This window comes from Cryobacterium glaciale (assembly GCF_004402535.1).
GTDB classification, from domain to species: Bacteria; Actinomycetota; Actinomycetes; order Actinomycetales; family Microbacteriaceae; genus Cryobacterium; species Cryobacterium glaciale.
Genome location: NZ_SOEY01000016.1, coordinates 105,570 through 130,979 on the forward strand (window position 1 = coordinate 105,570; position 25,410 = coordinate 130,979).

Consider the following 25,410-nt stretch of genomic DNA (forward strand, 5'->3'; position numbering starts at 1 on the left):
GAGTCTACGCAGGGATCCACGCGGTTCGCTGCGGGCGAACCCCGGACTGAAACCCTCGCCGTTGCGATTGACTGAACAGATGACGCGCACCCGCATTCTTGGCGGAACGGCCTGGCTCGGTCGCGAGATCGTCCGCCAGTTGATTGCCCGAGGCGAACAGGTGACCCGCCTCGCGCGCGGCGAGGCGGGGGATTTTGCAGACGGCGTGACGAGCATCCGCTCTGATCGACGTGCACCCGGGGCGTACGACCGAGTCGCCGAAACCCGCTGGGACCGAGTCATCGAGCTGTCCTATGACGCTGAGCTCGTCGCCGGAGCGCTCGCGTAGCGGCTGCCGAAATGGGGCGCGGCCATCCGTTCGGTCAGTCTTTCGGCGCCCGAAGGTAGCGGCGAATGGCGAGCACGACCACCCAGGCGAGGCCGAGCAGCACGATGGCGCTGCCGATGTAGCCGAACGTGGCGTTCAGGCCGTTCGTTTCGAGGGGGAGCAGCGCGTGCAGGTCGGTAAAGCTCATTGCTTAAGCCAACCACAGTGTGCCGGGTAAGCGCGCCACAACTTTCTAGCGGATGCTGCTGCTCCCGTCGCTGACCGGCGCGACCTGTGGGGTGTCGAGATCCCAGGCCCGCAGGCGCCGAAGCAGGCTGCGCTTCTTGTCGGTGTGGCCCTGCATACGCCCTAAAATGCCGGCGAGCATGGCGATGGCTTCGGCGATGAACGGGCCCTTGTTGAGCATGACGCACTCGGCGCGTTCGGCCATGGCGGCATCCGTCACCTCGGCGCGCGACGGCACGCCGGTACGGGCGAGGGTGTCGAGCACCTGGGTCGCCCAGATCACCGGCACGTGGGCCGCTTCGCACAGCCACAGGATCTCTTCCTGCACCTCGGCGAGCCGCTCGAAACCGGCTTCCACCGCCAGGTCGCCGCGAGCGATCATCACTCCGACGCCCTGCCACCTCATGGCTTCGAGCAGAATCTGCGGTAGCGCTTCGAACGCAGCGACGGTTTCAATTTTCAGCACGACGCCGAGTTCCGGGTTGCCCTCGAGGTGCGCAAGCAGGTCCCGCACGTCGGCTGCACTGCGCACAAAGGATATGTTCACGATATCGGCGTGGGTGCGTACAAAAGTGAGGTCCGCCACGTCGTCGTCGGTGAGTGCCGAGATCGCGAGCTGAGTGTCGGGCAGGTTGATGCCCTTCTCCGCTTTCAGTCTTGTTCCGCTCACGCCGGCACGGTTCACCTCAACAGTGATCTCTGTGGGCGCCACGGCCCTGATGACTCCGGCGATCTTGCCGTCGTCGAGCAGCACGCGCTCGCCGGGGTGCGCCGATCGAAAGGCTTCGGGCAGAGTGCAGCCGATGCGGTGGGTGCCGTCGGTCGAGACCGCTGCGGGGCTGAGGTCCGCGGTGAGAATGAGGGTGTCACCCCGGTGCACGAGCAGGGATTGTTCGGTCGGATGCAGTTCGTCCACGACCCCGACCACGCCGGGCTCATCGCGGTCGGCCGCCAGAGCGAGCCCGGGAACGAAGTAGGCGGTCTGGGTGAGTGACACCAGGCATCCGTCGGGGTAACTCTGCTCGACGGTGAGCGTGCGGTGCGAAGCGCGCGCGTCGACGAAGTCAATCGTGTCGCCGACGTGGCGCAGGGCGACCCAACTCGGGTCGGTGACCGGCACAACGGATGCCCCCGGCGCGACCGCGTTGTCGGGTCGCGTTCCGAGCCAGGCCAGCCCGCGACGAAGAACGGCACCCGTCGCCGATCGCACCGGCTTAATTTTGATCACCTCGGGGCCGGGCTCGATGGGTCCGGTACGCAGTTTCGGGCCGCCGAGATCCATGGCCACGAGGCAACGCTGGCCAGTCGACGCCTCGGCCGAGCGGATATTGGCGATCATCGCGCTCCACCCGCTCGCCCCGTCGTGGGCGCAGTTGACGCGGGCGATGTCCATTCCGCTCTCGAGCATGGACTGCACCAGCTCGCCGTCGGTGGCCGCCTCGCTCGGCAGGGTCACCATGATGCGCGTGGAACGATGCTCCGGCTGCCTGCCGAGCAGGAGGGCCGTGTTGCGGGTGAGGATGGCGGCGCCGTCAGGCAGTTGCGGGGGCACCGCAACGGGAACGAAGCGATCGTCGGGAGTGATCAGCAGGGACAGCGTGCGGAGCAGCCCATCGATGCTCGCCAAAACGTGCGATTCGGTGCGCCCGAGCGAGGTCAGACCGTGGCGGGCGAGGCGAGTCTGCAGATCGCGCACATCGTGGGCTCGCAGCTCGGCGTAGTGCACCAGGTTTGTCGCACTGAACTCATGGTGTGGCGCAACGGCGGCGATCTCTTCGGCCTGTCGGGCTTCGGCCAGCAGCAGATCGGCCCGCAACGCCACGATCTCGGAGTGCAGGGAGATCAAGTCGGACAACTCGAGCGATGTCATAGCGTCCCTTTCGTGGCGGGCCCGCCCAGTATGGCGGGTGCCGGTGAACGGCCGGGGTGCAAACACAAAAAAGTGGGCCGATCCGCGAGGATCGGCCCACTGACAGGGTTCGAGCTGCTACTCGCGGGTGAGCACGAAAATGCGCAGCATTTCGACGTAGAGCCAGACGACGGTCATGATGATGCCGAACGCGCCGGTCCAACCGTACTTGCGCGGCAGGCGGTTGTTGACGCCCTTCTGGATGAAGTCGAAGTCGAGCACCAGCGAGTACGCGGCCAGGAGCACCGCGAGGAGGCCGATGAGGATGCCGAGCTTGATGTCGAAGCCGAGAATGCTGATGCTCGCACTGCGCATGCCGAAGGCCTGGTCGGTGCCGCCGAAGATCATCATTCCCACGTTGATGAGCGAGAAAGCGGCGTAGCCGATCATGGCGATCAGAAAGATCTTGGTGGCTTTCTTCGAGGCGCGGATCTTGCCGCTCTTGAACAGGGCCAGGGTGACGGCGACCACGACGAGGGTGGCGAGAACCGCCTGCACCACGACGCCCGGGTAGATGTCGTCGAAGACGCGGGAGATGCCGCCGACGAACAGGCCCTGGGCCCCGGCGAAGGCGAGGATCAGCGGGGCCGACGGCTCCTTCTTGAAGGTGTTGACCAGACCGAGCACGAAACCGACGATGGCGCCGAGGATGAACAGGAACGGCAGCACCGGGGTGGCGACCCAGGAGATCATTGCCGCGACGACCAGCAGCGCGAAGCCGAGGCCGGTCTTGGTGATGGTGTCTTCGTAGGTCATGCGTTCGGTGTCCTGCGCACCGGCGGATGGCCGGTTGTACATCGACTGCAGATCGTTGTCAGAGAGGGCCTGCGACGACGCCACTGCGCCACGAGCGCCGAACGCTTCGTTGCGGGAGAAAGCGGGGTTGGAGGATGCCATGGGGTGCTGTACTCACAATCAGCTGGTGGGTAATTCGGTGCATGCGGGCAAACCGGCACGCAGCGCCTGGTGCGGCGCTCCCTCCACGGTACCCGAGAGTGACTGCGAATGCACCGGGGAATGCGCGGCGATCAGCGGATTTGCAGCATTATCGACTGTGTTCTGAGCCCCGTTGTGCTGCGAGCGTGGCTGGCCCCCAGCATCCGTTCTGTCGGCGCCGATAGCCTGAAACCATGCGACCCATCGTCATCGGCCACCGCGGGGCGAGCGGCCACCGGCCAGAGCACACGCGCTCCGCTTTCAACCTTGCCTTCGCGCTCGGCGCCGACGCCGTCGAACCAGACCTGGTGGCCACCCGCGACGGTGTGCTCGTGATCCGCCACGAAAACGAGATCTCCGGCACCACGGATGTCGCCACTCGCGCCGAATTCGCCGCTCGCCGCACCGAGAAGTACATCGACGGCAACCCGGTCACCGGCTGGTTCACCGAGGACTTCACCTGGGCCGAACTACGCACCCTGCGCGCCCGGGAACGGCTGCCCACCCTGCGCCAGGGCAATACGACCTTCAACGACCAGCAGCCGATTCTGCGCCTGCGCGACCTGTTCGACATTGTCGACGCCGCGGCCGAGCAGGCCGACCGGGTGCTCGGCATCATCGCCGAGATCAAGCACGCCAACTATTTCGCCGCACTCGACCTGCCGCTGGCCGAACTGTTCGCCGCTGAGATCTCCGCTGCGGGCTGGAACACCGACCGGCTCACCGTGGAGAGCTTCGAACCGAGCGTGCTCGCCCGCGTTCGAGCCCAGGGTGTGCGCGGCAAACGCATCTTTCTGCTGGAAGACCAGGGACGTCCGGCCGACCAGGTGGCGGAGTTCGGTGCCGGCGCCGCACCTTACGCTGATCACCTCACGGCCGCCGGTCTCGCGCAGCTGGCCGCTGGTTCTGACGCGATCGACGGCATCAGCGTTCCCAAATCGCTCATTCTCGAAACGGATATCGCGGGCGAAACGATCGGGGCATCCGCCCTGGTCGACGACGCCCACGCCGTCGGGCTGGAGATCTACTGCTGGACTCTGCGCCCGGAAAACAAATTCCTGGCGAAATCCTTTCGCAACGGTGCCCGCAAGGCGGACTTCGGCCACTGGCAGTCGGAGTTTCGGGTCATTCTCGACTCGGGAGTCAACGGGGTGTTCGCCGACCACCCCGATCTGGCCGTGCACGTGCGCGACGCGCTGCGCTGACCAGTTCGTGCTGATCAGATCGTGCTGACCAGTTCTGCTGTCAGGGGCCTCGCCTACACTGGAAACCGACATGACCACACCTCTTAACGCGGAATCCGCGCCCGCCACCGCCCGTCGTTCGGCCACGCCGATCATCCTCGATGCGTCCGACAGAGCAGCCAACGGCTATGCGGCGCAGGGACATGCGGGCACGGGCGGCGCCCGGCAGAGCCCGCTGCTCGACGGGCTCAACCCGCAGCAGAAAGAGGCCGTTGAATACCGCGGGCAGGCGCTGCTCATCATCGCGGGCGCCGGCTCGGGCAAGACCAGCGTGCTCACCCGGCGGGTCGCGAGCCTGCTCGAAACCCGCGACGCCTGGCCGAGCCAGATTCTCGCGATCACCTTCACGAACAAGGCTGCTGCTGAGATGCGCGAGCGGGTGCACGCCATTCTCGGCCAGGGGTCCGACGGTATGTGGATCAGCACCTTCCACTCTTCCTGCGTGCGCATTCTGCGCCGCGAAGCCGAGAAGATCGGCCTGTCGAGCACGTTCAGCATCTACGACTCGGCCGACACCAAGGTCACCCTCAAGCGCATCATCAAGGGGCTCGACGCCGACACCTACGGGTTCACGCCCGGCTCGGCCGGCGCCAAGATCTCCAAGCTCAAGAATGAGCTCGCCGACGCGGACTCCTACGCGCGCAACGCGAACATGAGCGACCCCCAGGAGGTCATGTTCGTCGAGATTTTTCGGCAGTACTCCGCTCGGCTGCGCGCCGCGAGCGCGCTCGACTTCGACGACCTCATCGGCGAGACCGTCTACCTGTTTCGCGCGTTCCCCAAGGTCGCCGCGCTCTACCGGCGGCGGTTTCGGCACCTGCTGGTCGACGAATACCAGGACACCAACCACGCCCAGTACGCCCTCGTGCACGAGCTCACCCGTCCGGTCACCGCCGAGCTCGCCCAGGAGATGGAAGATGACGGCGTGCACGTGCGCAACCTGCGGGACATGACCGGCGCCATCCCGGGAGCGTCACTCACCGTGGTCGGCGACTCCGATCAGTCGATCTATGCCTTCCGCGGGGCCGACACCCGCAATATCAGCGGGTTCGAGCGGGACTATCCGGGCGCGAAGGTGATCCTGCTCGAGCAGAATTACCGGTCGACCCAGAACATCCTCTCGGCGGCGAACGCCGTGATCGGCCACAACTTCGACCGCACCGACAAGAAACTCTGGAGTGCGGGCGGCGACGGCGAGAAAATCGTCGGCTTCACCGCCTACTCCGGGCACGACGAAGCCCAATTCGTCTCCGACGAGATCCAGGTGCTGCACGCCGCCGGCATGGCCTACCGCGACATGGCCGTGTTCTACCGCACCAACGCGCAGACCCGAGCGCTTGAAGAGATCCTCGTGCGTTCGGCCACACCGTACCGGGTGGTCGGTGGCACCAAGTTCTACGAGCGGGCCGAGATCAAGGATGCCCTGGCCTACCTCATCGCCGTTGCCAACCCGGTCGACGAACTCGCCCTGCGCCGCATTCTGAACACCCCCAAGCGCGGCATCGGTCCGGCCACCGAGACCGGGCTGTCGAGCTTCGCCGACGACAACGAGCTCACCTTTCGGCAGGCCATGCGCAATTCCGCCTCGCTCGGTCTCGGCCCGAAGGTGACCGGCGCCATCCTCAAGCTCGCTGAGCTGCTCGATGCCGCCGCGCTCATGCTCGTGCCCACCTCGGTCACCGATGACGGTGTGCCGGTCGGCGCCGCAAACGACGGTGCCGCTAACGTCAGCGAAGTATTGGAGTTTCTTTTGAACGGCAGCGGACTGCTCGCCGTGCTGCGCAGCAGCCGCGACCCGCAAGACGAGGTGCGCGCCGAGAACATCGAGGAGCTCGTCGCCCAGACCAAGGACTTCAATAAGGAGAACCCCGACGGCGGCCTGGTCGACTTTCTCACCCAGGTGTCGCTCGTGGCCGCGGCCGACGACCTCGACGATGCCTCGGGCACGGTCTCGCTGATGACCCTGCACACCGCGAAGGGCCTCGAATATGAGGCCGTGTTCCTGACCGGTGTCGAGGAAGGGCTGTTGCCGCACCAGATGTCAGCGAATGAGCCCGGCGGACCGGCCGAAGAACGCCGCCTGTTCTACGTGGGTATCACCCGCGCGCGCAAACGGCTCTACCTCTCGCTCGCCATGACCAGGGCCCAGTTCGGCGACATCAACGTGGCCATGCCGAGCCGGTACCTGCAGGAGATTCCGGCCGAGCTGATCGACTGGAAGCAGTCGCCGGGCATGGCGAACTCCCGCGGCGGCACTCAGCCGCGCGCCCTGAACGCGCGCCGCGATGGCGGGTTCGGTGGCTTCGGTAACTCCCTCAATTCCTTGAGTGATGGCTTCGGCGGCCGCAGCCGTGGCAGCAACAGCGCGAAAGAGGCCGGACTGCCGCCGGGCAAGCCGAAGACCGAGTGGGCCAACAAGATCACCGGAACGGTGCGCGACAACGGCAGCCTCGAACTCGCGGCGGGCGACCGCATCCGCCACCACGACTTTGGCGAGGGCCGGGTCAATCAGGTCACCGGTGAGGGCACCAAACGCATCGCCCACGTGCAGTTCGACAGCATGGGTGCCAAGAAACTGCTGATCAAGATCGCTCCGATCGAAAAGATCTAGGGTGCACCCCGTTGGTCCCAAACCGGACTCGGAGCCGGGCAAGCCCGAAACCCTGAAGCAGCGGGTGCTCTCCCTGCGTGCCTTCCAGTTCGAGGTCGCCAGCCGGGCCGCAGTCGCCGCCGCAGTGCCGCTCACCCTGCTTGTGCCCCTGGGCCAGCTCGACTGGGCCGCCTACGCGGCCTTCGGCGCGATGACCGCGCTGTTCGGCCGCAATGAGCCCTATCGGGTGCGGCTGCGCACGGTGACAGTAGCCGGGGCACTCATGCTCGCGATCATCACCCTCGCCCTGGTGCTGGCCCTGGTCGAGGCGCCGCTGATCGTGCTGACCGCCGGGCTGGTCCTGGTGATCGTGGCCGGAATTCTCGTGGCGAACACGGCCGGGCTGTTTCCGGCCACACCCATTTTTTTCGTCTTCGGCTACGCCGTGATCGCGCAGCTGCCCACCCCGGGCGACGAATTCTGGCTCCGGCTGCTCGTGGCCGTCGCCGCCGCTGTGTTCGCGTGGCTGCTCACCATGTCGGGCTGGCTGTTGCGGCGGGTGGCCGGGCGACGTGAACCCGAGCTGTACAAGAATCTGTTGCGCGGCGCCCTGGTGCGACCCGACGCGATCCGTGACCGTCAGGTCTGGATTTCCATCGCCCAAAACGTGGTCGGTGCGCTCGCCGCCGGGTCCCTCGCCCTCGCTCTGGGGATCGGGCATCCGTATTGGGCGGTGGTCAGCGTCGTGGCGGTGCTCCCGCCACCCGGCGCGAAGCACTCCGTGTCGCGCGCCTTCCACCGCATGATCGGCACGACACTCGGCGTGGGTCTGACGGCGCTCGTGCTGCTGTCCGGCCCGCCGGTTGCGGTGCTCATCCTGGTCATCGCGCTGTGTCAATTCGGCGCCGAAATTCTGATCGGTCGCCACTACGGGGCCGCTCTGCTGTTCGTGACCCCACTGGCCCTCACCGTGGTGCACCTCACGAGTCCGGTGCCGGTGCCGGACCTGCTGGTCGATCGCGTCCTCGAGACGGTGCTCGGCAGTGTCGTCGCCCTGGTGATCGTGCTGCTCGTACAGGCGAGGGCACGGCGGAGAGTACTGCCGAAGATGAGGCATTGACGACACACAGACCGTTCACAGGCTATCGATAGCTCTTCGATGGGCATGCGCCCGATGCTCTACTCATGAGCCTCGACACGCGCACCACCCGAATCGGCCCGGCGCCGACGCACCGCACTCGCGCCGCGTTGCCCCACCCGGCCTACGGCAAGCGGATGCGCCTCGCCGACAGCCTGCAGATTCTCTGCGTCGCGTCGGTCGCCATCGTGATCGCCATCTTTCTCGCCGACGGGGGAGCCGCCCGCTTCGGCACCCCGGCCGACGCCTTCACCTCGCTCGGAATCGTCGCGGGCCTGGTCGGAACCGACCTGCTGCTCGTGATGCTCGTGCTGGCCGCTCGGCTGCCCCCGATCGACCACGCCTTCGGGCACGACCAGGCCATGGCCGTGCACCAGTCGCTCGGCAAACCGGCGCTGTACCTTATCCTCGGCCACGCGGTGCTGTTGATCACCGGCTACGCACTCGCCGAAAACGTCAACGTCTTCGTCGAGGTCTGGAACATGTTCACGTCCCTGCCCGACCTACCGCTGGCCTTTCTCGGCCTCGCGCTCATGATCGGAGTCGTCGTGACGTCGCTCGTCGTGGTGCGTCGCAAGTTTCGCTACGAGGCCTGGCACGCGGTGCACCTGCTCGCCTACCTCTCCGTGCTCGTCGCCATTCCTCACCAATTGAGCGTGGGCGGCCTGCTTAGTGAGGGCGCCATCGCCCGCTACTATTGGCTCGGCCTGTATGCGGCCGTCGCCGCGGCGATCATCGTGTTCCGGTTCGTACTTCCGGTCGTGCGGTCCCTGCGGCACCAACTTCGAGTGGACAGCATCGAGCAGGTGGCGCCCGGCGTCGTGTCGATCAGCCTTGTGGGGCGTCGGCTCGACCTGCTGGGGGCGACGAGCGGCCAATTCTTCATCTGGCGGTTTTGGTCTGCCGGACTGTGGTGGCAGGCGCATCCGTTCTCGCTGTCCGCAGCCCCGAACGGACGCTCGCTGCGCATCACGGTACGCGGCCTCGGTGACGCCTCCGCCGAACTGCCCCGGGTACCGCGCGGCACCCGGGTGAGCTTCGAAGGCCCTTACGGACTCTTCACCGAAAGTGCCCGTACCGCGCCCCGCGTCGTACTGATCGCCGCTGGCATCGGCGTCGCCCCCATTCGCTCACTGCTCGAAACGGTATCGTTCGCGCCGGGCAACGCCACCGTGCTGCTCCGCTCACACTCCCTCGGCGATACCTACCTGGTCGACGAACTCACCGACCTCTGCCGGGTGCGCGGCGCCGAGCTGCGCATCATCGCCGGCCAACGCCCCACGGGCGTGAGCACCTGGCTGCCAGCGGATGCCGCCCGGGCCGGCATCACCCTGCGCACGATCGTGCCCGAACTTGACCAATCCGATATCTACATCTGCGGCCCCCGGCCGTGGACCGACGCCGTCGTGCGCGATGCCCGCGCTGGCGGAGTTCCCAAGAAGCAGATCCACTACGAAAGGTTCGACTGGTGAGAGCACGCGCAGTAGCACTGGCCGCGCTGGCCTCCGTCTCGATTGTCGGCATCGGCTGGCAGCTCGGCTCGCCGGCGATTGACGCCTCACAGAGCCGGGCTTTCAGCACTTCCGGAACCGACGCAGCCACGGCTGCAACCGATGCCGCAGCACAGGCGGCAGCGACCGCGAACGCTGCCGCGGCTGCCACCACAGCACCGGTGGGGCAATCGGGCACCTTCACCGGCTCGGTCGTGGCCACCCGGTTCGGTAATATTCAAGTCTCCGTCACGATCGACGCCGGCACCATCACCGACGTCACCGCCCTGCAGCTCACCGACCACGATGGCAGGTCCGTGCAGATCAGCAACCGGGCGGCGCCGATTCTGCGCTCCGAGGTGCTCGCTGCCCAGTCCGCCAGCGTGCAAAACGTCAGTGGCGCCACGTACACGACCGACGGATATCTGCAGTCGCTGCAGTCGGCCCTCGATGCGGCCGGATTCTAGGGTGTCGATCGTGCACCGTGACTTCGAGCGGATGTCCTCCCTCACCTTTGCAACGATGGGTACGGTCGTCAGCCTGCGACTCGCCTATTCCGCTGCCGCTGCCGAGATTGGTGAACTGGTCGAGACGGTATTTCGGCGGTGGGATGAGCAGTTCAGCCTGTATCAGGATGACTCGGAGCTGTCTCGGGTCGCGCGCGGCGACATCCGTTTGACCGACGCGAGTCAAGGCCTGCGCAACTGTTACGCCCTAGCGCTGGACTGGCGGGATCGCACCCACGGCGTGTTCACGCCGCATCGTGCGGATGGGGTGATCGACCTTTCCGGGGTGGTCAAGGCGCTCGCCATCGCCGAAGCCGGGGCGGCCCTGAGCACGAGCGGCCTCGCCAACTGGTCGATCAACGCGGGCGGTGACGTGTTGGTCAGCGGCCAGCCGGACGATCGATTTGAGGCCTGGGAATCCGCCGCCGGCGCGATGCCGACCGGACATCGGGTGGCTGCTCCATCCGCAGTATCCGAGAACCCCGAATGGGTCGTGGCGATCGTCGATCCGGCTGATCGGGGTGAGGTGATTGCGAGCGTGCCGCTGCGGCAGCCGCTTCGGGCAGTGGCCACCTCGGGCAGCGCGGAACGCGGCGAACACATCTGGACGGCGTCGAACGGCGAGCCATCGCCGTTTCGTCAGGTGAGCGTGTTCGCCGCCGACATCGTCACGGCCGACGTGCTCGCGACGGCGATCGTGGCGGGCGGTGAGACGACGCTAAACGAGCTGACCGAGCGCTTCGCAATTGATGTGCTCGCGGTGCTCCGTGACGGCCAGTTGCTCGCGACTCCGGGGCTGCGCCGAGCAGAGTAAGCCGGTGCGGCCTGCCCGGACAGTTGGCACGTGGCGCTTGATCGTCGCGTGACGCGGGGGTGCTGTGGCCCCGAATCAATCGCGCTCGCGACGACCTAGGCGCAGGTCGGGCTGGGCGCAAGATTGCTCGGTCGGCGCATGATCAAACGTGCGCCCGGCCACCGAACCCGCGCTCGGGCACCGCCTGCCCGCTCAGGCGACTCGGACCGCCTAGGCTCGCAGCATGACCCTGAGCGATGAGCGGATGCGACGGCCAGCGACGCTCTCCCGCCGTCTGCTCGTGGCGCTCGGCGCCGGGATTGCGACCGGGCTGCTGGCCAGAGCGCTCTACGCAGTGCTGCCGGAACCGTGGACCACCCTCGCCAATACCAGTGCGCTGTGGGGCCTGCTTTCGTTCACTGTTGTCGCTCTGACCCGAGCTCGCGGTTCACGCGCGATTCTGTTCGGCGCGACCACGCTGGTGGCGATGGTTGCGACCTGGACCGTGCTCGACCCGGAGCCGCAGTCACCCCGCGTGCTCGCGCTGTGGGCTATCGTCGCCATCGGCGCCGGAGCGCTATGTGGGCTGGCGGGTGACCTGGCTGGCCGCCGGCATCCGCTCTGGCACCGCTTGGGTTTGGCCGTGATGAGCGGGCTCATCCTCGGTGAGGCGTTCTACGGCGCGCTGCTGATCGGCGGCCCGCAATGGCGGGGCGAGGGTGCCGTCGGCGTGCTGCTGGCGCTCGGCGGCGGGCGACGCTGGCCCGACCAGATGCTCGCGCTCGGGCTGGCCGCGCTGATGGCGGCTGCCCTGTTCGGCGCGTACCTGCTCTTTGACGCGATCGCCGTGGGCTGAGCCGGCTGGAACCCACAGACTAGGCCGGGGAGGGCATCCGCTGGGGCGGGCGGCGGCGTGCGAGCGCGGCGATGGCGCGCCAGCCGAGCAAGAACAGGCCGAGCACGATGGTCGTGACGATCGCGAAGCTGAGCTGAACGCCCTGGCCGCTGGCCAGACGCAGCAGGAGCCCGCCGGCCACGGTCGCGAGCCAGATGCCGAGACCGGTCCAGACGATGTCGCGTGGGTGACGCCAGGCGCGCAGCAGCAGCCAGCCGATGATCAACCCGCCGAGGAACGGCCACAACGTGACGCCGAGGCCGGCGAGGCTTTCGCCGTGGCTCAAGCGACCGATGATCGCGAAGGAGAGCACGAGAACCGCGTCGAGCACGCCCGCCACGATGATTGATGATCGAGGAATGGGGCCGGCCCCGATGTGCAGTGATGCCATCTTTTCAGCCTAGCCACGCAGCCCCGGCGTAACCCGGTTTTGGCTGTGAGCCCAACTCGATCAGACGCTGCCGCCGATGAGGGCGCCGATCACATAGGTCACGGCGAGGGCGAGGATGCCGCCGATGACGATGCGGGCGATGGCCCGCAGCTTGGGGCTGCTGCCGAGGTGGGCGCTGAGCCAGCCGGTGACGACGAGTGCGATGAGTACCGCGACGAACGTGGCGCCGATGCGGTACTCAGCCGGCGGCAGCAGTACGGCGAGCAGGGGGAGCGCGGCACCGACGGTGAAGGCGATAGCGGATGCGTAGGCCGCGTGCCACGGGTTCGACACGTCCTGCTCGGTGATGTGCAGCTCAACCTCGAGGTGGGCGGCGAGGGCGTCATGCTGGGTGAGCTCGATCGCCACCTGCTGGGCGGTCTGGCTGGAGAGACCCTTGGCTTCGTAGAATCCGGCCAGTTCGGCGAGTTCCTCGTCTGGTTCGTTCTCGAGTTCCCAGGTTTCCTTGGCGATCAGGGCCCGTTCGGAGTCGCGCTGGCTGCTCACCGACACGTACTCGCCGAGGGCCATTGAGATCGCGCCGGCGAGCAGGCTTGCGACACCGGCGATGAGAATGACGTGGGAGTCCGTCGTGGCGGCGGCGACACCCACGACGAGGGCGGCGACGGAGACGATTCCGTCGTTCGCGCCCAGAACACCGGCGCGCAGCCAGTTCAGCCGGGAGGCGAGGCCGGCGGCGTGCGGTTCCACCGCTTGGGCGAGATCAGTCATGGTCCCAGATAAGCACTCGGCGCAGCAATCGTCCAGCAAGGTGTGGCTAGCCTTCGGCTAGCCTTCGGCTGCTCTGGCATCCGGTCGGCGCGGTTGCAGAGTGCGCCTTGACGTTCGATTCACGCGATAGAGTTTCCACGGGCCGGTATGTCTTGATGTCGAGCTAATTTACGGCTGGACTGCTGTTACCAACAACCTCATATATCTTCACCGGCGGTGTGATCGCCAAGACGCGGATTGGAAGAGCAGCGTGGATCTTTACGAATACCAAGCGAGAGACCTCTTTGAGGAATATGGTGTGCCGGTTCTGCCGGGCATCATCGCGGACACCCCCGCCGAAGTACGTGCAGCGGCCGAGAAGCTCGGCGGCGTTGTCGTCGTCAAGGCGCAGGTCAAGGTCGGCGGCCGCGGCAAGGCCGGCGGCGTCAAGGTAGCCAAGACCCCGGACGACGCCGAGGCCGCAGGCCAGGGCATCCTGGGCCTGGACATCAAGGGTCACACCGTTCACCGCGTCATGGTGGCCGGCGGAGCCCGCATCAAGCAGGAGTTCTACTTCTCCGTGCTGCTGGACCGGTCCAACCGGTCCTACCTGTCGCTCGCCAGCTATGAGGGTGGCGTGGAAATCGAAGTTCTCGCTGTGGAGAAGCCCGAAGCGCTCGCCTACACGGCCGTTGACCCGACGGTCGGCATCGACCTCGACGTGGCGAAGCAGATTGCCATTGACGCCAAGTTCCCGGCCGAGCTCGTCGACAAGGTCGCCCCGGTCTTCGTCAAGCTGTACAACGTATTCAAGGGTGAAGACGCGACCCTGGTCGAGGTCAACCCGCTCGTACTCACTGAAGAGGGCGACATCATCGCCCTCGACGGCAAGGTCACGATCGACGAGAACGCCGACTTCCGTCACCCCAAGCACGCCCTCCTCGAGGACGCCGCCGCGGCTGACCCGCTCGAAGCCAAGGCCAAGGCTGCCGGCCTCAACTACGTCAAGCTCGACGGTGAAGTCGGCATCATCGGCAACGGCGCGGGGCTCGTCATGAGCACCCTCGACGTCGTCGCCTACGCCGGCGAGAACTTCGGCAGCGTCAAGCCGGCCAACTTCCTCGACATCGGGGGCGGAGCATCCGCTGAGGTCATGGCCGCCGGCCTCGACGTCATCCTCGGTGACCCGCAGGTCAAGAGCGTGTTCGTCAACGTCTTCGGTGGCATCACCGCGTGTGATGCCGTCGCCAAGGGCATCGTCGGCGCACTCGCCGAGCTCGGCGCTGCCGCCAACAAGCCGCTCGTGGTGCGCCTCGACGGTAACAACGTCGAGGAGGGTCGTCGCATCCTCGCTGAGGCGAACCACCCGCTCGTAACACTGGCCGCCACCATGGACGAGGGCGCCGCCAAGGCCGCCGAGCTCGCCCACGCAGCGAAGTAAGGGACAACCAAGCATGTCAATCTTCCTCAACAAAGACTCCAAGGTCATCGTTCAGGGCATCACCGGAGGTGAGGGCACCAAGCACACCGCTCTCATGCTCAAGGCCGGTACCCAGGTCGTCGGTGGCGTGAACGCCCGCAAGGCCGGCACCACCGTCGTGCACGGCAGCGTTGAGTTGCCCGTGTTCGGCACGGTCGCCGAGGCCGTCGAGAAGACCGGCGCCGACGTGTCGATCATCTTCGTACCGCCGGTGTTCACCAAGGACGCCGTCATCGAAGCGATCGACGCCGAGATTCCGCTGCTCGTCATCATCACCGAGGGTGTCCCGGTGCAGGACTCGGCCGAGTTCTGGGCCTACGCCATCAAAAAGGGCAACAAGACGCGCATCATCGGCCCGAACTGCCCCGGCATCATCACGCCCGGTGAGGCACTCGTCGGCATCACGCCCGCGAACATCACCGTCAAGGGCCCGGTCGGACTCGTCTCCAAGTCGGGCACCCTGACCTACCAGATGATGTACGAACTGCGGGACCTCGGCTTCTCCACCGCGATCGGAATCGGTGGCGACCCCATCATCGGCACCACGCACATCGATGCGCTCGAAGCCTTCGAGAACGACCCGGAGACGCTCGCCATCGTCATGATCGGCGAGATCGGCGGCGACGCTGAAGAGAAGGCCGCCGAGTACATCAAGGCACACGTCACGAAGCCGGTCATCGGCTACGTCGCCGGTTTCACCGCCCCAGAGGGCAAGACCATGGGCCACGCCGGCGCCATCGTCTCCGACGGAGCCGGAACCGCCCAGGGCAAGAAGGAGGCCCTCGAGGCCGCCGGAGTCAAGGTCGGTAAGACGCCGAGCGAGGCTGCGACCCTGCTGCGCGAGGCACTCGCCGCACTGTAATTCGCTCACCCGAGGGGCTCGCCGGATTGTCGGCGGGCCCCTTTTGCGTGCGTGGGCGCGGGCTGGCGGGCAATGTCGGCCCGGCGATATAGGCTCGCAACGGATGAACCGCATAACGACCGCCCTGCTCGCCGCTCTCGAGGCATTACTTGTCGTCGCCATCGGCATCGGTATCGCCATGGTGCCGCTCACCGTACTCTGGGCCGCCCACTTCGGACTCTCGGTGGAATGGTTCGTCTTCTGGCGTGCTGCCGCGGATATCTGGCTGCTCGGCAACGGCGTCGACCTCACGGTGCAACTCGGCCCCGACGTGGCCGCGGCGCTCGGCCTGGCCGGCGCAGACACCCCGTTTCTGATCTCGGTGGTACCGCTCGGGTTTGCGATGCTCTCGGTGCTCATGGGCGTGCACACCGGTCGTCGCGCCGCAGAAACCCCGCACCGCTGGACCGGCGTCGCCGTCGCCGTGGGCACCTATGCGCTTCTGGCCACGCTCGTGACCCTGTCCGCCGTGTCGGCAACCGTCACGCCCAACCAGCTGCAGGGGCTCGTGCTGCCGACGCTCATCTATGCCGTCGGAGTACTGGCGGGGGCTGAACTGGGGCGGCGCAAGACCGTGGGGGTTGTGGAGGGTCTGGATCGGGTGAGCCGAGGCATCCGCTCGTGGTACCAGCGGATGCCGCAGACCGCCCGCACCGTCATCGAGGGCGCCCTGCGTGGTGGAACGGCGGCGGCCGCCGGGGTGCTGATCGTGTCGGCCGTGGCCGTGGCCGTGCTCATCGCGGTCAACTACGCGACCATCATCGGGCTGTACGAGGCGGTGCAGGCCGGCGTTTTCGGCGGCGCCACCATCACCCTCGCCCAGCTCGCCCTCATTCCCAACCTCGTCATCTGGGCCGCCGCGTGGTTCGTCGGGCCGGGCATCGCACTCGGTGTGGGAACCACCGTCTCGCCGATCGGTACCGTCGTGGGAACCCTGCCCGGCCTGCCCCTGTTCGGCGCGCTGCCACAGGGCACCCCCAGCTACGGGTTTGTCGGCCTGCTCGTGCCCGTGCTCACGGGCTTCGCCTTCGCGGTCGTGACCCGGCAATTTCTGGACCGTTCGGGTGTGCCCGAACGCACGACGCTCGAACACGTGCTCACCGGTCTCGGCATGGGCGTCGTCGGCGGCGCCCTGCTCGGCTTGCTCGCCTGGTGGTCGGCCGGAGCGATGGGCCCCGGCCGTCTCGTGGAGGTCGGGCCGAATCCGCTGCTGGTCGGTGCGTTGGCCGCCGCCGAGATCGGGGTCGCGGCTGCCCTCGGCATGCTGGGCGGCCGGGTGCGACTCCCGTCAGTGCGCCGCGTCAAACGGTAAGCTCAAACCGTGCTGTCTATTGTCGTGTTGATCTCCGGCGGAGGATCCAATCTGCGAGCCCTGCTGGAGGCGTCAGAAGACGCCGAGTTTCCGGCCCGAATAGTCGCGATCGGCGCCGACCGCGACGCCGACGGGCTCGGGCTGGGGGTCGAATTCGGCATCCCCGCATTCTCCGTTCCCTTTTCCTCGTTCGCCGACCGCGCCGCCTGGGGCGACGAACTGCTCGCACAGATTCAGCAGTGGCAGCCCGACCTGGTCGTGCTCAGCGGCATGATGCGCCTGCTACCGCCACGCGTGGTCGCTGCCCTGTCGCCGAACCTGATCAACACGCACCCGGCCTACCTGCCCGAGTTTCCCGGGGCGCACGCCGTGCGCGACGCCCTCGCCGCCGGGGCCGTGCAGACCGGCGCCAGCATCATCGTGGTCGACAACGGTGTCGACGAAGGCCCCATCCTGGTGCAGGAACGCGTCGCCGTTCTGCCCGGTGACACCGAAACTTCCCTGCAGAATCGCATCAAGATCGTCGAGCGGCGCCTGCTGATCCAGGCCGTGCTCGACATCGCCAACGGACACATGAACCTCAAGGAGAACTCCAACGCATGAGTGGACACACCAACGCGCCCAGCTCGTACCGTAACCTGGACCAGATCCGCATCGAGCGCGCACTCATCTCCGTGAGCGACAAGACCGGCCTGCTCGAGCTGGCCGCAGCATTGACAGCGGATGGCGTCGAAATCGTCTCCACCGGATCCACGGCGACCACCATTCGCGCCGCCGGCTACGACGTGACCGACGTCGCGGCTGTCACCGGCTTTCCGGAATCGCTCGACGGCCGCGTCAAAACCCTGCACCCCGGCGTGCACGCCGGAATCCTCGCCGACCTGCGCCTCGAAACCCACGAAGCGCAGCTGGACGAGCTTGGCATCAAGGCGTTCCAGCTCGTCGTCGTCAACCTGTACCCCTTCGTGGAGACCGTTGAGAGCGGCGCCGAGCCGGCCGACGTGATCGAGCAGATCGACATCGGCGGACCGGCGCTCGTGCGGGCATCCGCTAAGAACCACGCCAACGTGGCCATCGTCGTCGACCCGGCCAACTACGGCGAGATCATCGAGGCCGTCACCGCTGGCGGTTCGACCCTCAAGCTGCGCCAGAAGCTCGCCTCGCTCGCGTTCGAGCACACCGCCGACTACGACCTGAGTGTGTCAGCCTGGTTCACCGAGAACGTCTACGACCAGTGGCAGGACGACACCGAGGCCCTCGACGAGGACGTCACGTTCGAGGTAGCCGAGGAGGAAGACGACGACGAGTCGCCGTTCCCCGAGGGACTCGGCATCGAGGTCACCCGCGAGGCGATTCTGCGCTACGGCGAGAACTCGCACCAGGCCGCCGCGCTCTACGTGGGCGAAGGCGGCCGCGGCATCGCCCAGGCCCGGCAGCTGCACGGCAAGGACATGTCGTACAACAACTACGTCGACGCGGATGCCGCGGTACGCGCCGCTTTCGACTTCAGTGAACCGGCCGTCGCCATCGTCAAGCACGCCAACCCCTGCGGCATCGCTATCGCCAAGCCGAACGCACCGGATGCCATCGCGTCCGCGCACCTGCGCGCCCACGCTTGCGACCCGATCTCCGCGTTCGGCGGCGTGATCGCCGCGAACCGCGTCGTCACGCTCGGCATGGCCGAAACCATCAGTGAGATCTTCACCGAGGTGCTCGTGGCCCCCGGTTTCGAGCCGGCCGCGGTGGAACTGCTCACCAAGAAGAAGAACATCCGCCTGCTCGAACTGCCCGCCGACTACGAGCGTTCCTCGCTCGAACTGCACCAGATCTCGGGCGGCCTGCTCGTGCAGGAGACCGACAGCTTCGAAGACTTCAGCTCGGCCGGCTGGACGCTCGTGGCCGGCCCCGAAGTGGATGCCGTCATGCGCGCCGACCTCGAATTCGCGTGGAAGTCGTGCCGTTCCGTGAAGTCGAACGCCATTCTGCTCGCGCACGCCGGGGCATCCGTTGGTGTGGGCATGGGCCAGGTCAACCGGGTCGACTCCTGCCACCTCGCCGTGAGCCGCGCCGGAGAACGGGCCGAGGGTTCGGTCGCCGCGTCGGACGCGTTCTTCCCCTTCGCTGACGGACTCGAGGTGCTGCTCGAAGCCGGAATCGCGGCTGTCGTGCAGCCCGGCGGATCGGTACGCGACCCCGAGGTCATCGCCGCAGCGGCTGCAGCCGGTGTCTCGATGTACTTCACGGGAGAGCGCCACTTCTTCCACTAGCCCAAGCGCCGGAAGCACCCTCGATAGTGAATCGGGGGTGCTTTTTGCGTACCCACTCCGGATATCCTATTCGTGGCGGTTCCACACACCGGCGCCGCCGCATCCGGCCCACAAGGCCCGAAACAACGGAGTTTCCATGACCCTCACGCACCCCGCCGCCGCCCTCGATTCTCTCGCACAGACGACGCTGTCCCATGAGAAAGTACTGATCACGACCGGGGAACGCTCCGGACTGATGATCACGGTGGCCGTCCACTCCACCCGCCTCGGCCAGGCCCTCGGCGGCGCCCGCCTCTGGCAATACGCGACCTGGACCGACGCGGTCGCCGACGCCCTGCGCCTCTCCGCCGCCATGACCCTCAAGAACGCGGCTGCCGGCCTGAACCGCGGCGGCGGCAAATCGGTGATCTACCTGCCGCTCAGCACGGTGCTGACGGATGCGCAGAAGCGGCTGGCGATGCTCGACCTCGGTGACGCCATCGAAAGCCTGAACGGCGCCTACATGACCGCCGAAGACGTCGGCACGAGTGCCGAACTCATGGCCATCGTCGCCGAACGCACGAGTCATGTCTGCGGCCTGCCCGCTGCGACCGGCGGCGTCGGCGAACCAGCGGATGCCACAGCCGCCGGCGTGTACGCGAGCATCGAAGCCACCCTGGAGGCCCTGTTCGGCAGCCGCGAGGTACGCGGCCGCCACCTGGTGATCTCGGGCCTCGGCCAGGTCGGCGGTCGCCTCGCCACGGCCTTGGCGACCGCTGGCGCCACCCTCACCGTTACCGACATCAACCCGGAGAAGCGTGCGCTCGCCACCGAGCTCGGCGCGAGCTGGGTGTCGGTCGCCGACGCGCACCGGGTGCACGCCGACCTGTTCGTGCCGTGCGGCCTCGGCGGGGTGCTGACCTCAGCCGTGATCGCGGAGCTCAACGTGCTCGGCGTCTGCGGCGCCGCCAACAATCAGCTCGCGGGCCCGGCCGGGGCGGCCCAGCTGGATGCGAGGGGCATCCTCTGGGCACCGGATTTCGTCGTCAACGCCGGCGGTGTCGTCTACCTCGACCTGGCGAGCGAACCGAACGCCGACCTCGGCCAGATCTCGGCGCGCGTCGCTGCGATCGGTTCGGTGCTCACTCAGATTTTCACGGATGCCCGCGCTAGCGAGATCACGACGCTCGCAGCCGCCGAGCTACTCGCCGCGACCCGCCTGGATGCCACCCGGTAGCGCGTGCCCGTGCTGCTCGCGCGTGCAAAAGCTGCTCGCGCGCCCGGCAGGCCACCCGCGTGTGCAGCTGCCGTCGACCGGAGCAGTATTCGGCCGCGCGACGACGCGGTCGCGGCAGGGCTTATTCGCGCAGGTCGGACGGGATCGTCGGCTGAACGCGGGCGGCCGCCCGGCGCTCCTTGAGCGTCGTGCTCGCGGCCTTGGCCAGCTCGGTGAGAATCGGAATCCCGGAGAGCAAAATAATGCCGATGATGAAGAATTCGGAGTACTTGGCAACGAACGCGAACTGGCCGAGGAAGAATCCGACGAGGGTGAGGCCGACGCCCCAGGCGAAGGCGCCGATCGCGTTGTAGGTCACGAAGCTGCGGTAACGCATCTTGCCGACGCCGGCGGCAACGGGCACGAAGGCTCGAAAGATGGGCAGAAAACGGGCCAGGATGATGGACTTGCCGCCGTGCTTGGCGAAGAAGGCGTTGGTGCGTTCGACGTTTTTCGGGTTGAAGAACCGGTTCTTCTCCCGCGAGAACACGGCCGGGCCGGCTTTACGACCGATGACATAAGCGAGCTGATCGCCGGCGAACGCGGCGATGAACACGACCAGGCAGGTCACCCAGATCGGCAGCGGCACCACGCCCGTCGCGGTGAGCAGGCCGACGGTGAACAAGAGTGAATCACCCGGCAGGAACGACAGCACGATGAACCCGGTCTCAACGAACACGACCACGGCGACGCCCAGCAGCACGAACGATCCAAACGAGTGGATCAGCCACTCAGAGTCGAGAAAATCGATTCCGAACAGGGTGGGCAGCATGACGAATCCTTCCAACGGGGCGAGCGCGCGGGGCATGGCCATGCCAACGAGAGGCGCAGAACCCAGACTACGTGACGGAACGCTGGGAAGCCCCGGGGTATCGGTACTGGCCGAGCGGATGCCGTTCCCCGACTGAGACTTTGCGTTCTGCCCCCCATCCGCCATATTCTGGAAGGCTGCCCGATCAGGACTGGACCATGACCACCACAACTGCACCCGCCCCACGACCTCCTTCGGGCATCCCGCCAGCGCGCCGCAACACCTTCCGCAGCCTGCAACGGCTCTACCCCTATGCCCAACCGGCCCTGCCACGCCTCTACCTCGGCATGGTCGCCGCGCTGCTCGCCGGGCTCGTGGCCCTGGCCATTCCGCAGGTACTGGCCTGGCTCGTCGACGGCCCGCTCAGTGGAGTGGGCCGCGGCAGCGCCTCCCAGATCTGGCCGGCCGTGTGGATCGTGCTCGCCCTCGGCGTGGTCGAGGCCATCATGATCGCCCTGCGCCGCTGGTTCGTGCTCACTCCAGGCACCCATATCGAAGCGCGCATGCGCAACCACCTCTACGCCCGGCTGCAGGACCTGCCGGTGAGCTTTCACGACCGCTGGCCGAGCGGCCAACTGCTCTCCCGCGCCGTCAGCGACCTCAACCTCATTCGCCGTTGGGTGTCGTTCGGGCTCGTGCTGCTCGTCGTCAACTTTCTCACCATCGTCGTCGGCGTCGCCATCCTGCTCTGGATGCACTGGCTGCTCGGTGTGATCTTCGTGGTCTGTTCCATTCCGATTTGGATCTACGGCTACGTCTTCGAAGAGAAATACTCGGTGATCGCCCGGCGCAGCCAGGACCAGGCCGGCGACCTCGCGACCGCGGTCGAAGAGTCGGTGCACGGCATCCGCGTGCTCAAAGCCTTCGGCCGCGGCTCCTTCGCGCTCAAGAACTTCGCCTCGCAGGCGGAAAGCCTGCGCGGCACCGAGATCGAGAAGGCGCGTGCCATCGCCGGCATCTGGCTCTGGCTGCTGCTCGTGCCAGACGTCGCGTTCGCGCTCTGCCTCGTGGCCGGCGTCTGGCTCACTAGCCAGGGCGACCTCAGTGGGGGTGAGCTGCTCGCGTTCTTCGCCACGGCGACCGTGCTGCGCTTTCCGGTGGAGTCGATCGGGTTCCTGCTGTCGATGACGTTCGACGCGCGCACCGCGACCGACCGATTCTTCGACATCCTCGACACCCCGAACGAGATCACCGACCCCGAACACCCGGCCACCCTCGTCGCGCCGCTCGGCCGGCTCGCCTTCGACAACGTGCACTTTCGCTACCCGGATTCGCCGGAGCGCTTTCCCGACCTGCTCAACGGCATCGACCTCGTACTCGAACCCGGCGAGACCATGGCGCTCGTCGGCCTCACCGGCTCCGGCAAGTCCACCCTCACGGCGCTCACCACCCGCCTGTATGACGTGACGGCGGGCGCGGTGACCCTCGACGGCGTCGACGTGCGGGCGCTCACCCGCGAGGAACTGCGCCGCCACCTCGCGATGGCGTTCGAGGATGCGACGCTGTTCTCGGCCTCCGTTCGCGACAACGTGCTGCTTGGCCGCGCCGATCTGGCCGAAGCCAGCCCCGAAGCGGATGCCGCCCTGGCGCAGGCCCTGCAGATCGCGCAGGCCGGGTTCGTGCACGACCTGCCGCTCGGCGTGGACACCCTCGTCGGGGAGGAAGGCATGAGCCTGTCCGGCGGCCAGCGTCAGCGCCTCGCGCTGGCCCGCGCCGTCGCGGCGCGGCCAGCCGTTCTCATTTTGGACGATCCGCTCTCGGCGCTCGACGTGAACACCGAATCACTCGTCGAGAATGCGTTGCGCGAGGTACTCGTCGACACCACCGCGCTCATCGTCGCGCACCGGCCGTCGACGGTCATGCTCGCCGACCGGGTGGCGCTGCTCGAGAACGGCCGCATCACAGCCGTCGGCACGCACTCCGAGCTACTGCGCGCCAGCCCGCACTACACCTTCGTCATCTCCAGCCTGGAAGACGAAGAACGCCGAGAATCGAACCGAGCGGAGGAAGCACTGTGAGTGTCACCGGAGTCACGGGCGAAGAACGCCATGACTTCAGCAAGACCGAAAGCAAGCAGATTCGGGCCCGCTCGCTGCGGCTGCTCGGCTCCCTGCTCTTTCCGGTGCGCGCCAAGGTCGTGCTCGCCATGCTCGTGGTAGTGGTCTCGACCGCCGCCCAGGTGGCCGGCCCGGCGCTGATCGCCCTCGGCATCGACCGCGGCCTGCCCGCCCTGCTGCGGCACGACTGGATGCCGCTCGCCGCGACCGGCGCCATCTACCTCGTCGCCGGCGTGCTCGGTGCGCTGCTGATCGCCTGGTACACCGTGTTGAGCGCCCGGGTGAGCCAGGCCGTGCTGATCGACCTGCGCAAGCGGGTGTTCCTGCACACGCAGAAGCTGAGCCTGGAATTTCACGAGTCGTACACCTCGGGGCGCATCATCTCCCGCCAGACCAGCGACCTCGACGCCATTCGGGAACTGCTCGACTCGGGCATCAACCAGCTCGTGCAGGGCATCCTCTATATGTCGTTCACCGCGATTGCCCTCGTGCTGCTCGACGGTACCAGCGGGCTCGTGCTGCTCGGCGCCCTGCTGCCGCTTGCCATCCTCACCCGCTGGTTTCAAGTGCGCTCGCAGAGCCTGTTCCGGCAGTCGCGGGTCGCGTCGGCGAGCCTGATCGTGCGGTTCGTTGAAACGATGACCGGCATTCGCGCCGTCAAGGCGTTTCGCACCGAAAAGTACAACGAGACGGTGTTCGGCGCGCTCGTCGAAAGCTACCGGAGGGTCAATGCCCGCGTGATCCAGCTGTTCGGGGTGTTCGACCCTGGACTCGTGCTGATCGGCAACGTCACGGTCGCCGCTGTGCTGCTGGTCGGCGGTTTTCGGGTGGCCGATGGCCAACTCGCCATCGGCGCGCTGCTCGCCACGCTGCTCTACACCCGCCGGTTCTTCGACCCGATGGAGGAGATGGCGATGTTCTACAACTCCTACCAGTCGGCCGCGGCGGCGCTCGAGAAGATCTCGGGTGTGCTCGAGGAACGTCCAGGGGTGCCCGATCCGGTGGCACCGGTGGATCTCTGGGAAGCCAGCGGGCGGGTGCGATTCGAGAACGTGCAGTTCGCTTACCAGGCCGATCGGGAAATTCTGCCGCACTTCGACCTCGACATTCCGGCCGGGCAGACCATTGCCCTGGTCGGGTCGACCGGCGCCGGAAAGTCCACTCTCGCCAAGCTCATGAGCCGCTTCTACGACCCGACCGAGGGCCGGGTACGGCTCGACGAGGTGGACCTGCGCGACCTGCACCCCAAGGACTTGCGCCGGGCGATCGTCATGGTCACCCAGGAGGCGTACCTGTTCAGCGGCTCGATCGCCGAAAACATCGCCATCGGCAAACCGGATGCCTCGGCGCACGAGATCCGCGCCGCCGCGGCCGCCGTCGGTGCCCACGACTTCATCGAGAGCCTGCCGAACGGGTATGACACCGACGTGAACAAGCGGGGCGGGCGGGTGTCGGCCGGACAGCGGCAGCTGATCTCGTTTGCCAGGGCTTTTCTCGCCAACCCGGCCGTGCTCATCCTCGATGAGGCCACCTCGTCGCTCGACATTCCGAGCGAACGGCTCGTGCAGGAGGCCTTGCAGACCCTGCTGGCCGATCGCACGGCCGTGATCATCGCCCACCGCCTGTCGACGGTGGCGATCGCAGACCGGGTGCTCGTGATGGAACACGGCCGCATCGTGGAGGACGGCACCCCGAATGAGCTCATCTCCGGAACGGGCCGTTTCGCGACCATGCACGCCGCCTGGCGCGAGTCACTCGTCTAGGTCTAGGTCTGGGTCTGGGTCTGGGTCTGGGTCTGGGTCTGGGTCTGGGTCTGGCGGGCGGCGCTGGGGTTTTGCCGCTGCGCGGGACCTGCGCCGGTGCGCGGGAACTCCGGCAGCAGGCATCCGCTTGACTGTGTGGGTCGGCGCGGGACCTGCGCCGGTGCGCGGGAGTATCAGCTGCTCCCAGGTCGGGGCCGAGTACGCTGCGCGGGAGTTCAGCCGGTGCGCGGGACCTGGGATGTGGCCAGACCTCCCGCGCCCCCTCTGCGTCAGGCTGGTTGTGAGTCAGTTCATGATCAGTAGGAGGCAGGGAAATGTCTATTAGTTCAGGGTTCACGACGGCGGAGATCCGTGAGTTCGTGCATGAAT

General features: G+C 67.0%; 22 protein-coding genes. 16 read left to right on the forward strand and 6 right to left on the reverse strand.

Annotation, left to right across the window (positions count from 1 at the left end; all coding sequences use genetic code 11):
* Positions 1 to 79 precede the first annotated feature (79 nt).
* Complete coding sequence (locus E3O06_RS08005) at positions 80 to 328, forward strand: Rossmann-fold NAD(P)-binding domain-containing protein (RefSeq protein WP_134502520.1); 249 nt, start codon at positions 80 to 82, stop codon at positions 326 to 328.
* Positions 329 to 362: 34 nt separating this feature from the next.
* On the opposite strand, the gene E3O06_RS17510 is transcribed toward E3O06_RS08005, so the two are convergent.
* The 3 genes from E3O06_RS17510 to E3O06_RS08015 all read right to left on the reverse strand — a co-directional run bounded on the left by E3O06_RS17510 (position 363) and on the right by E3O06_RS08015 (position 3,359).
* Positions 363 to 515 carry a hypothetical protein gene (locus tag E3O06_RS17510; protein WP_166788140.1) on the reverse strand — a complete coding sequence of 51 codons (153 nt, stop codon included), beginning with the start codon at positions 513 to 515 and terminating at the stop codon, positions 363 to 365.
* A gap of 45 nt (positions 516 to 560) precedes the next feature.
* The gene (locus tag E3O06_RS08010; RefSeq protein WP_134502522.1) at positions 561 to 2,423 is read right to left on the reverse strand and encodes a pyruvate kinase; all 1,863 of its coding nucleotides are present in this window, start codon (positions 2,421 to 2,423) and stop codon (positions 561 to 563) included.
* A 117-nt stretch (positions 2,424 to 2,540) separates the two neighbouring features.
* The gene (locus E3O06_RS08015) at positions 2,541 to 3,359 is read right to left on the reverse strand and encodes a Bax inhibitor-1/YccA family protein (RefSeq protein ID WP_134502523.1); all 819 of its coding nucleotides are present in this window, start codon (positions 3,357 to 3,359) and stop codon (positions 2,541 to 2,543) included.
* A 233-nt stretch (positions 3,360 to 3,592) separates the two neighbouring features.
* On the opposite strand from E3O06_RS08015, the gene E3O06_RS08020 reads away from it, so the two are divergent.
* The 7 genes from E3O06_RS08020 (at position 3,593) to E3O06_RS08050 (ending at position 12,015) form a co-directional block, all read left to right on the forward strand.
* Complete coding sequence (locus E3O06_RS08020) at positions 3,593 to 4,603, forward strand: glycerophosphodiester phosphodiesterase family protein (protein ID WP_134502525.1); 1,011 nt, start codon at positions 3,593 to 3,595, stop codon at positions 4,601 to 4,603.
* A gap of 70 nt (positions 4,604 to 4,673) precedes the next feature.
* On the forward strand, positions 4,674 to 7,253 hold the full coding sequence (locus E3O06_RS08025) for an ATP-dependent helicase (RefSeq protein WP_134502527.1): 2,580 nt from the start codon (positions 4,674 to 4,676) through the stop codon (positions 7,251 to 7,253).
* Between the two features lies 1 nt (position 7,254).
* On the forward strand, positions 7,255 to 8,352 hold the full coding sequence (locus E3O06_RS08030; protein ID WP_241979979.1) for an FUSC family protein: 1,098 nt from the start codon (positions 7,255 to 7,257) through the stop codon (positions 8,350 to 8,352).
* Between the two features lie 65 nt (positions 8,353 to 8,417).
* Entirely contained in the window at positions 8,418 to 9,842 is a 1,425-nt protein-coding gene (locus E3O06_RS08035; RefSeq protein WP_241979980.1) for a ferredoxin reductase family protein, read from the forward strand.
* Entirely contained in the window at positions 9,839 to 10,327 is a 489-nt protein-coding gene (locus E3O06_RS08040; protein ID WP_134502529.1) for an FMN-binding protein, read from the forward strand. The genes E3O06_RS08035 and E3O06_RS08040 overlap by 4 nt, the downstream gene beginning before the upstream one ends.
* Positions 10,328 to 10,337: 10 nt before the next feature.
* Positions 10,338 to 11,180, forward strand: coding sequence for an FAD:protein FMN transferase (locus E3O06_RS08045; RefSeq protein ID WP_241979982.1), 843 nt, complete (start codon positions 10,338 to 10,340; stop codon positions 11,178 to 11,180).
* Between the two features lie 223 nt (positions 11,181 to 11,403).
* A complete protein-coding gene (locus tag E3O06_RS08050) occupies positions 11,404 to 12,015 on the forward strand; it encodes a DUF6518 family protein (RefSeq protein WP_134502531.1) in 612 nt (203 codons plus the stop codon).
* 19 nt (positions 12,016 to 12,034) lie between these two features.
* On the opposite strand, the gene E3O06_RS08055 is transcribed toward E3O06_RS08050, so the two are convergent.
* Both E3O06_RS08055 and E3O06_RS08060 read right to left on the reverse strand, forming a co-directional pair.
* Positions 12,035 to 12,445 (reverse strand): DUF3054 domain-containing protein, encoded by a 411-nt coding sequence (locus tag E3O06_RS08055; RefSeq protein WP_134502532.1) that lies wholly within the window; start codon positions 12,443 to 12,445, stop codon positions 12,035 to 12,037.
* Between the two features lie 60 nt (positions 12,446 to 12,505).
* On the reverse strand, positions 12,506 to 13,216 hold the full coding sequence (locus E3O06_RS08060) for a VIT1/CCC1 transporter family protein (protein ID WP_134502534.1): 711 nt from the start codon (positions 13,214 to 13,216) through the stop codon (positions 12,506 to 12,508).
* A 250-nt stretch (positions 13,217 to 13,466) separates the two neighbouring features.
* Here E3O06_RS08060 and sucC point away from each other — a divergent pair, with 250 nt between their 5' ends.
* The 6 genes from sucC (at position 13,467) to E3O06_RS08090 (ending at position 20,371) form a co-directional block, all read left to right on the forward strand.
* Positions 13,467 to 14,636 carry an ADP-forming succinate--CoA ligase subunit beta gene (gene sucC, locus E3O06_RS08065; RefSeq protein WP_134502536.1) on the forward strand — a complete coding sequence of 390 codons (1,170 nt, stop codon included), beginning with the start codon at positions 13,467 to 13,469 and terminating at the stop codon, positions 14,634 to 14,636.
* Between the two features lie 13 nt (positions 14,637 to 14,649).
* Positions 14,650 to 15,537, forward strand: coding sequence for a succinate--CoA ligase subunit alpha (gene sucD, locus E3O06_RS08070; RefSeq protein ID WP_134502538.1), 888 nt, complete (start codon positions 14,650 to 14,652; stop codon positions 15,535 to 15,537).
* Positions 15,538 to 15,640: 103 nt separating this feature from the next.
* Positions 15,641 to 16,888, forward strand: coding sequence for a cell division protein PerM (locus E3O06_RS08075; protein ID WP_134502540.1), 1,248 nt, complete (start codon positions 15,641 to 15,643; stop codon positions 16,886 to 16,888).
* A gap of 9 nt (positions 16,889 to 16,897) precedes the next feature.
* Complete coding sequence (gene purN, locus E3O06_RS08080; protein ID WP_134502542.1) at positions 16,898 to 17,491, forward strand: phosphoribosylglycinamide formyltransferase; 594 nt, start codon at positions 16,898 to 16,900, stop codon at positions 17,489 to 17,491.
* On the forward strand, positions 17,488 to 19,155 hold the full coding sequence (gene purH, locus E3O06_RS08085; protein WP_134502543.1) for a bifunctional phosphoribosylaminoimidazolecarboxamide formyltransferase/IMP cyclohydrolase: 1,668 nt from the start codon (positions 17,488 to 17,490) through the stop codon (positions 19,153 to 19,155). Before purN ends, purH begins: the two co-directional genes overlap by 4 nt.
* A 136-nt stretch (positions 19,156 to 19,291) precedes the next feature.
* On the forward strand, positions 19,292 to 20,371 hold the full coding sequence (locus tag E3O06_RS08090; protein WP_134502545.1) for a Glu/Leu/Phe/Val dehydrogenase dimerization domain-containing protein: 1,080 nt from the start codon (positions 19,292 to 19,294) through the stop codon (positions 20,369 to 20,371).
* A gap of 121 nt (positions 20,372 to 20,492) precedes the next feature.
* On the opposite strand, the gene E3O06_RS08095 is transcribed toward E3O06_RS08090, so the two are convergent.
* On the reverse strand, positions 20,493 to 21,224 hold the full coding sequence (locus E3O06_RS08095) for a DedA family protein (protein WP_241979984.1): 732 nt from the start codon (positions 21,222 to 21,224) through the stop codon (positions 20,493 to 20,495).
* Between the two features lie 155 nt (positions 21,225 to 21,379).
* On the opposite strand from E3O06_RS08095, the gene E3O06_RS08100 reads away from it, so the two are divergent.
* Together E3O06_RS08100 and E3O06_RS08105 are read left to right on the forward strand one after the other, a co-directional pair.
* Positions 21,380 to 23,239 carry an ABC transporter ATP-binding protein gene (locus E3O06_RS08100; protein WP_134502547.1) on the forward strand — a complete coding sequence of 620 codons (1,860 nt, stop codon included), beginning with the start codon at positions 21,380 to 21,382 and terminating at the stop codon, positions 23,237 to 23,239.
* On the forward strand, positions 23,236 to 25,041 hold the full coding sequence (locus tag E3O06_RS08105) for an ABC transporter ATP-binding protein (protein WP_134502549.1): 1,806 nt from the start codon (positions 23,236 to 23,238) through the stop codon (positions 25,039 to 25,041). The genes E3O06_RS08100 and E3O06_RS08105 overlap by 4 nt, the downstream gene beginning before the upstream one ends.
* The last annotated feature ends 369 nt before the right edge of the window (positions 25,042 to 25,410 follow it).

Excerpts from the sequence above, each read along its gene's own strand:
- E3O06_RS08005 (WP_134502520.1), top strand. The coding sequence starts at position 80 with ATGACGCGCACCCGCATTCTTGGCGGAACGGCCTGGCTCGGTCGCGAG.
- sucD (WP_134502538.1), top strand. The coding sequence starts at position 14,650 with ATGTCAATCTTCCTCAACAAAGACTCCAAGGTCATCGTTCAGGGCATC.
- E3O06_RS08075 (WP_134502540.1), top strand. The coding sequence starts at position 15,641 with ATGAACCGCATAACGACCGCCCTGCTCGCCGCTCTCGAGGCATTACTT.
- E3O06_RS08090 (WP_134502545.1), top strand. The coding sequence starts at position 19,292 with ATGACCCTCACGCACCCCGCCGCCGCCCTCGATTCTCTCGCACAGACG.
- E3O06_RS08020 (WP_134502525.1), top strand. The coding sequence starts at position 3,593 with ATGCGACCCATCGTCATCGGCCACCGCGGGGCGAGCGGCCACCGGCCA.
- E3O06_RS08035 (WP_241979980.1), top strand. The coding sequence starts at position 8,418 with ATGAGCCTCGACACGCGCACCACCCGAATCGGCCCGGCGCCGACGCAC.
- purH (WP_134502543.1), top strand. The coding sequence starts at position 17,488 with ATGAGTGGACACACCAACGCGCCCAGCTCGTACCGTAACCTGGACCAG.
- E3O06_RS08025 (WP_134502527.1), top strand. The coding sequence starts at position 4,674 with ATGACCACACCTCTTAACGCGGAATCCGCGCCCGCCACCGCCCGTCGT.
- E3O06_RS08015 (WP_134502523.1), bottom strand. The coding sequence starts at position 3,359 with ATGGCATCCTCCAACCCCGCTTTCTCCCGCAACGAAGCGTTCGGCGCT.
- E3O06_RS08010 (WP_134502522.1), bottom strand. The coding sequence starts at position 2,423 with ATGACATCGCTCGAGTTGTCCGACTTGATCTCCCTGCACTCCGAGATC.
- E3O06_RS17510 (WP_166788140.1), bottom strand. The coding sequence starts at position 515 with ATGAGCTTTACCGACCTGCACGCGCTGCTCCCCCTCGAAACGAACGGC.
- E3O06_RS08095 (WP_241979984.1), bottom strand. The coding sequence starts at position 21,224 with ATGGCCATGCCCCGCGCGCTCGCCCCGTTGGAAGGATTCGTCATGCTG.
- E3O06_RS08100 (WP_134502547.1), top strand. The coding sequence starts at position 21,380 with ATGACCACCACAACTGCACCCGCCCCACGACCTCCTTCGGGCATCCCG.
- E3O06_RS08055 (WP_134502532.1), bottom strand. The coding sequence starts at position 12,445 with ATGGCATCACTGCACATCGGGGCCGGCCCCATTCCTCGATCATCAATC.
- E3O06_RS08050 (WP_134502531.1), top strand. The coding sequence starts at position 11,404 with ATGACCCTGAGCGATGAGCGGATGCGACGGCCAGCGACGCTCTCCCGC.
- E3O06_RS08060 (WP_134502534.1), bottom strand. The coding sequence starts at position 13,216 with ATGACTGATCTCGCCCAAGCGGTGGAACCGCACGCCGCCGGCCTCGCC.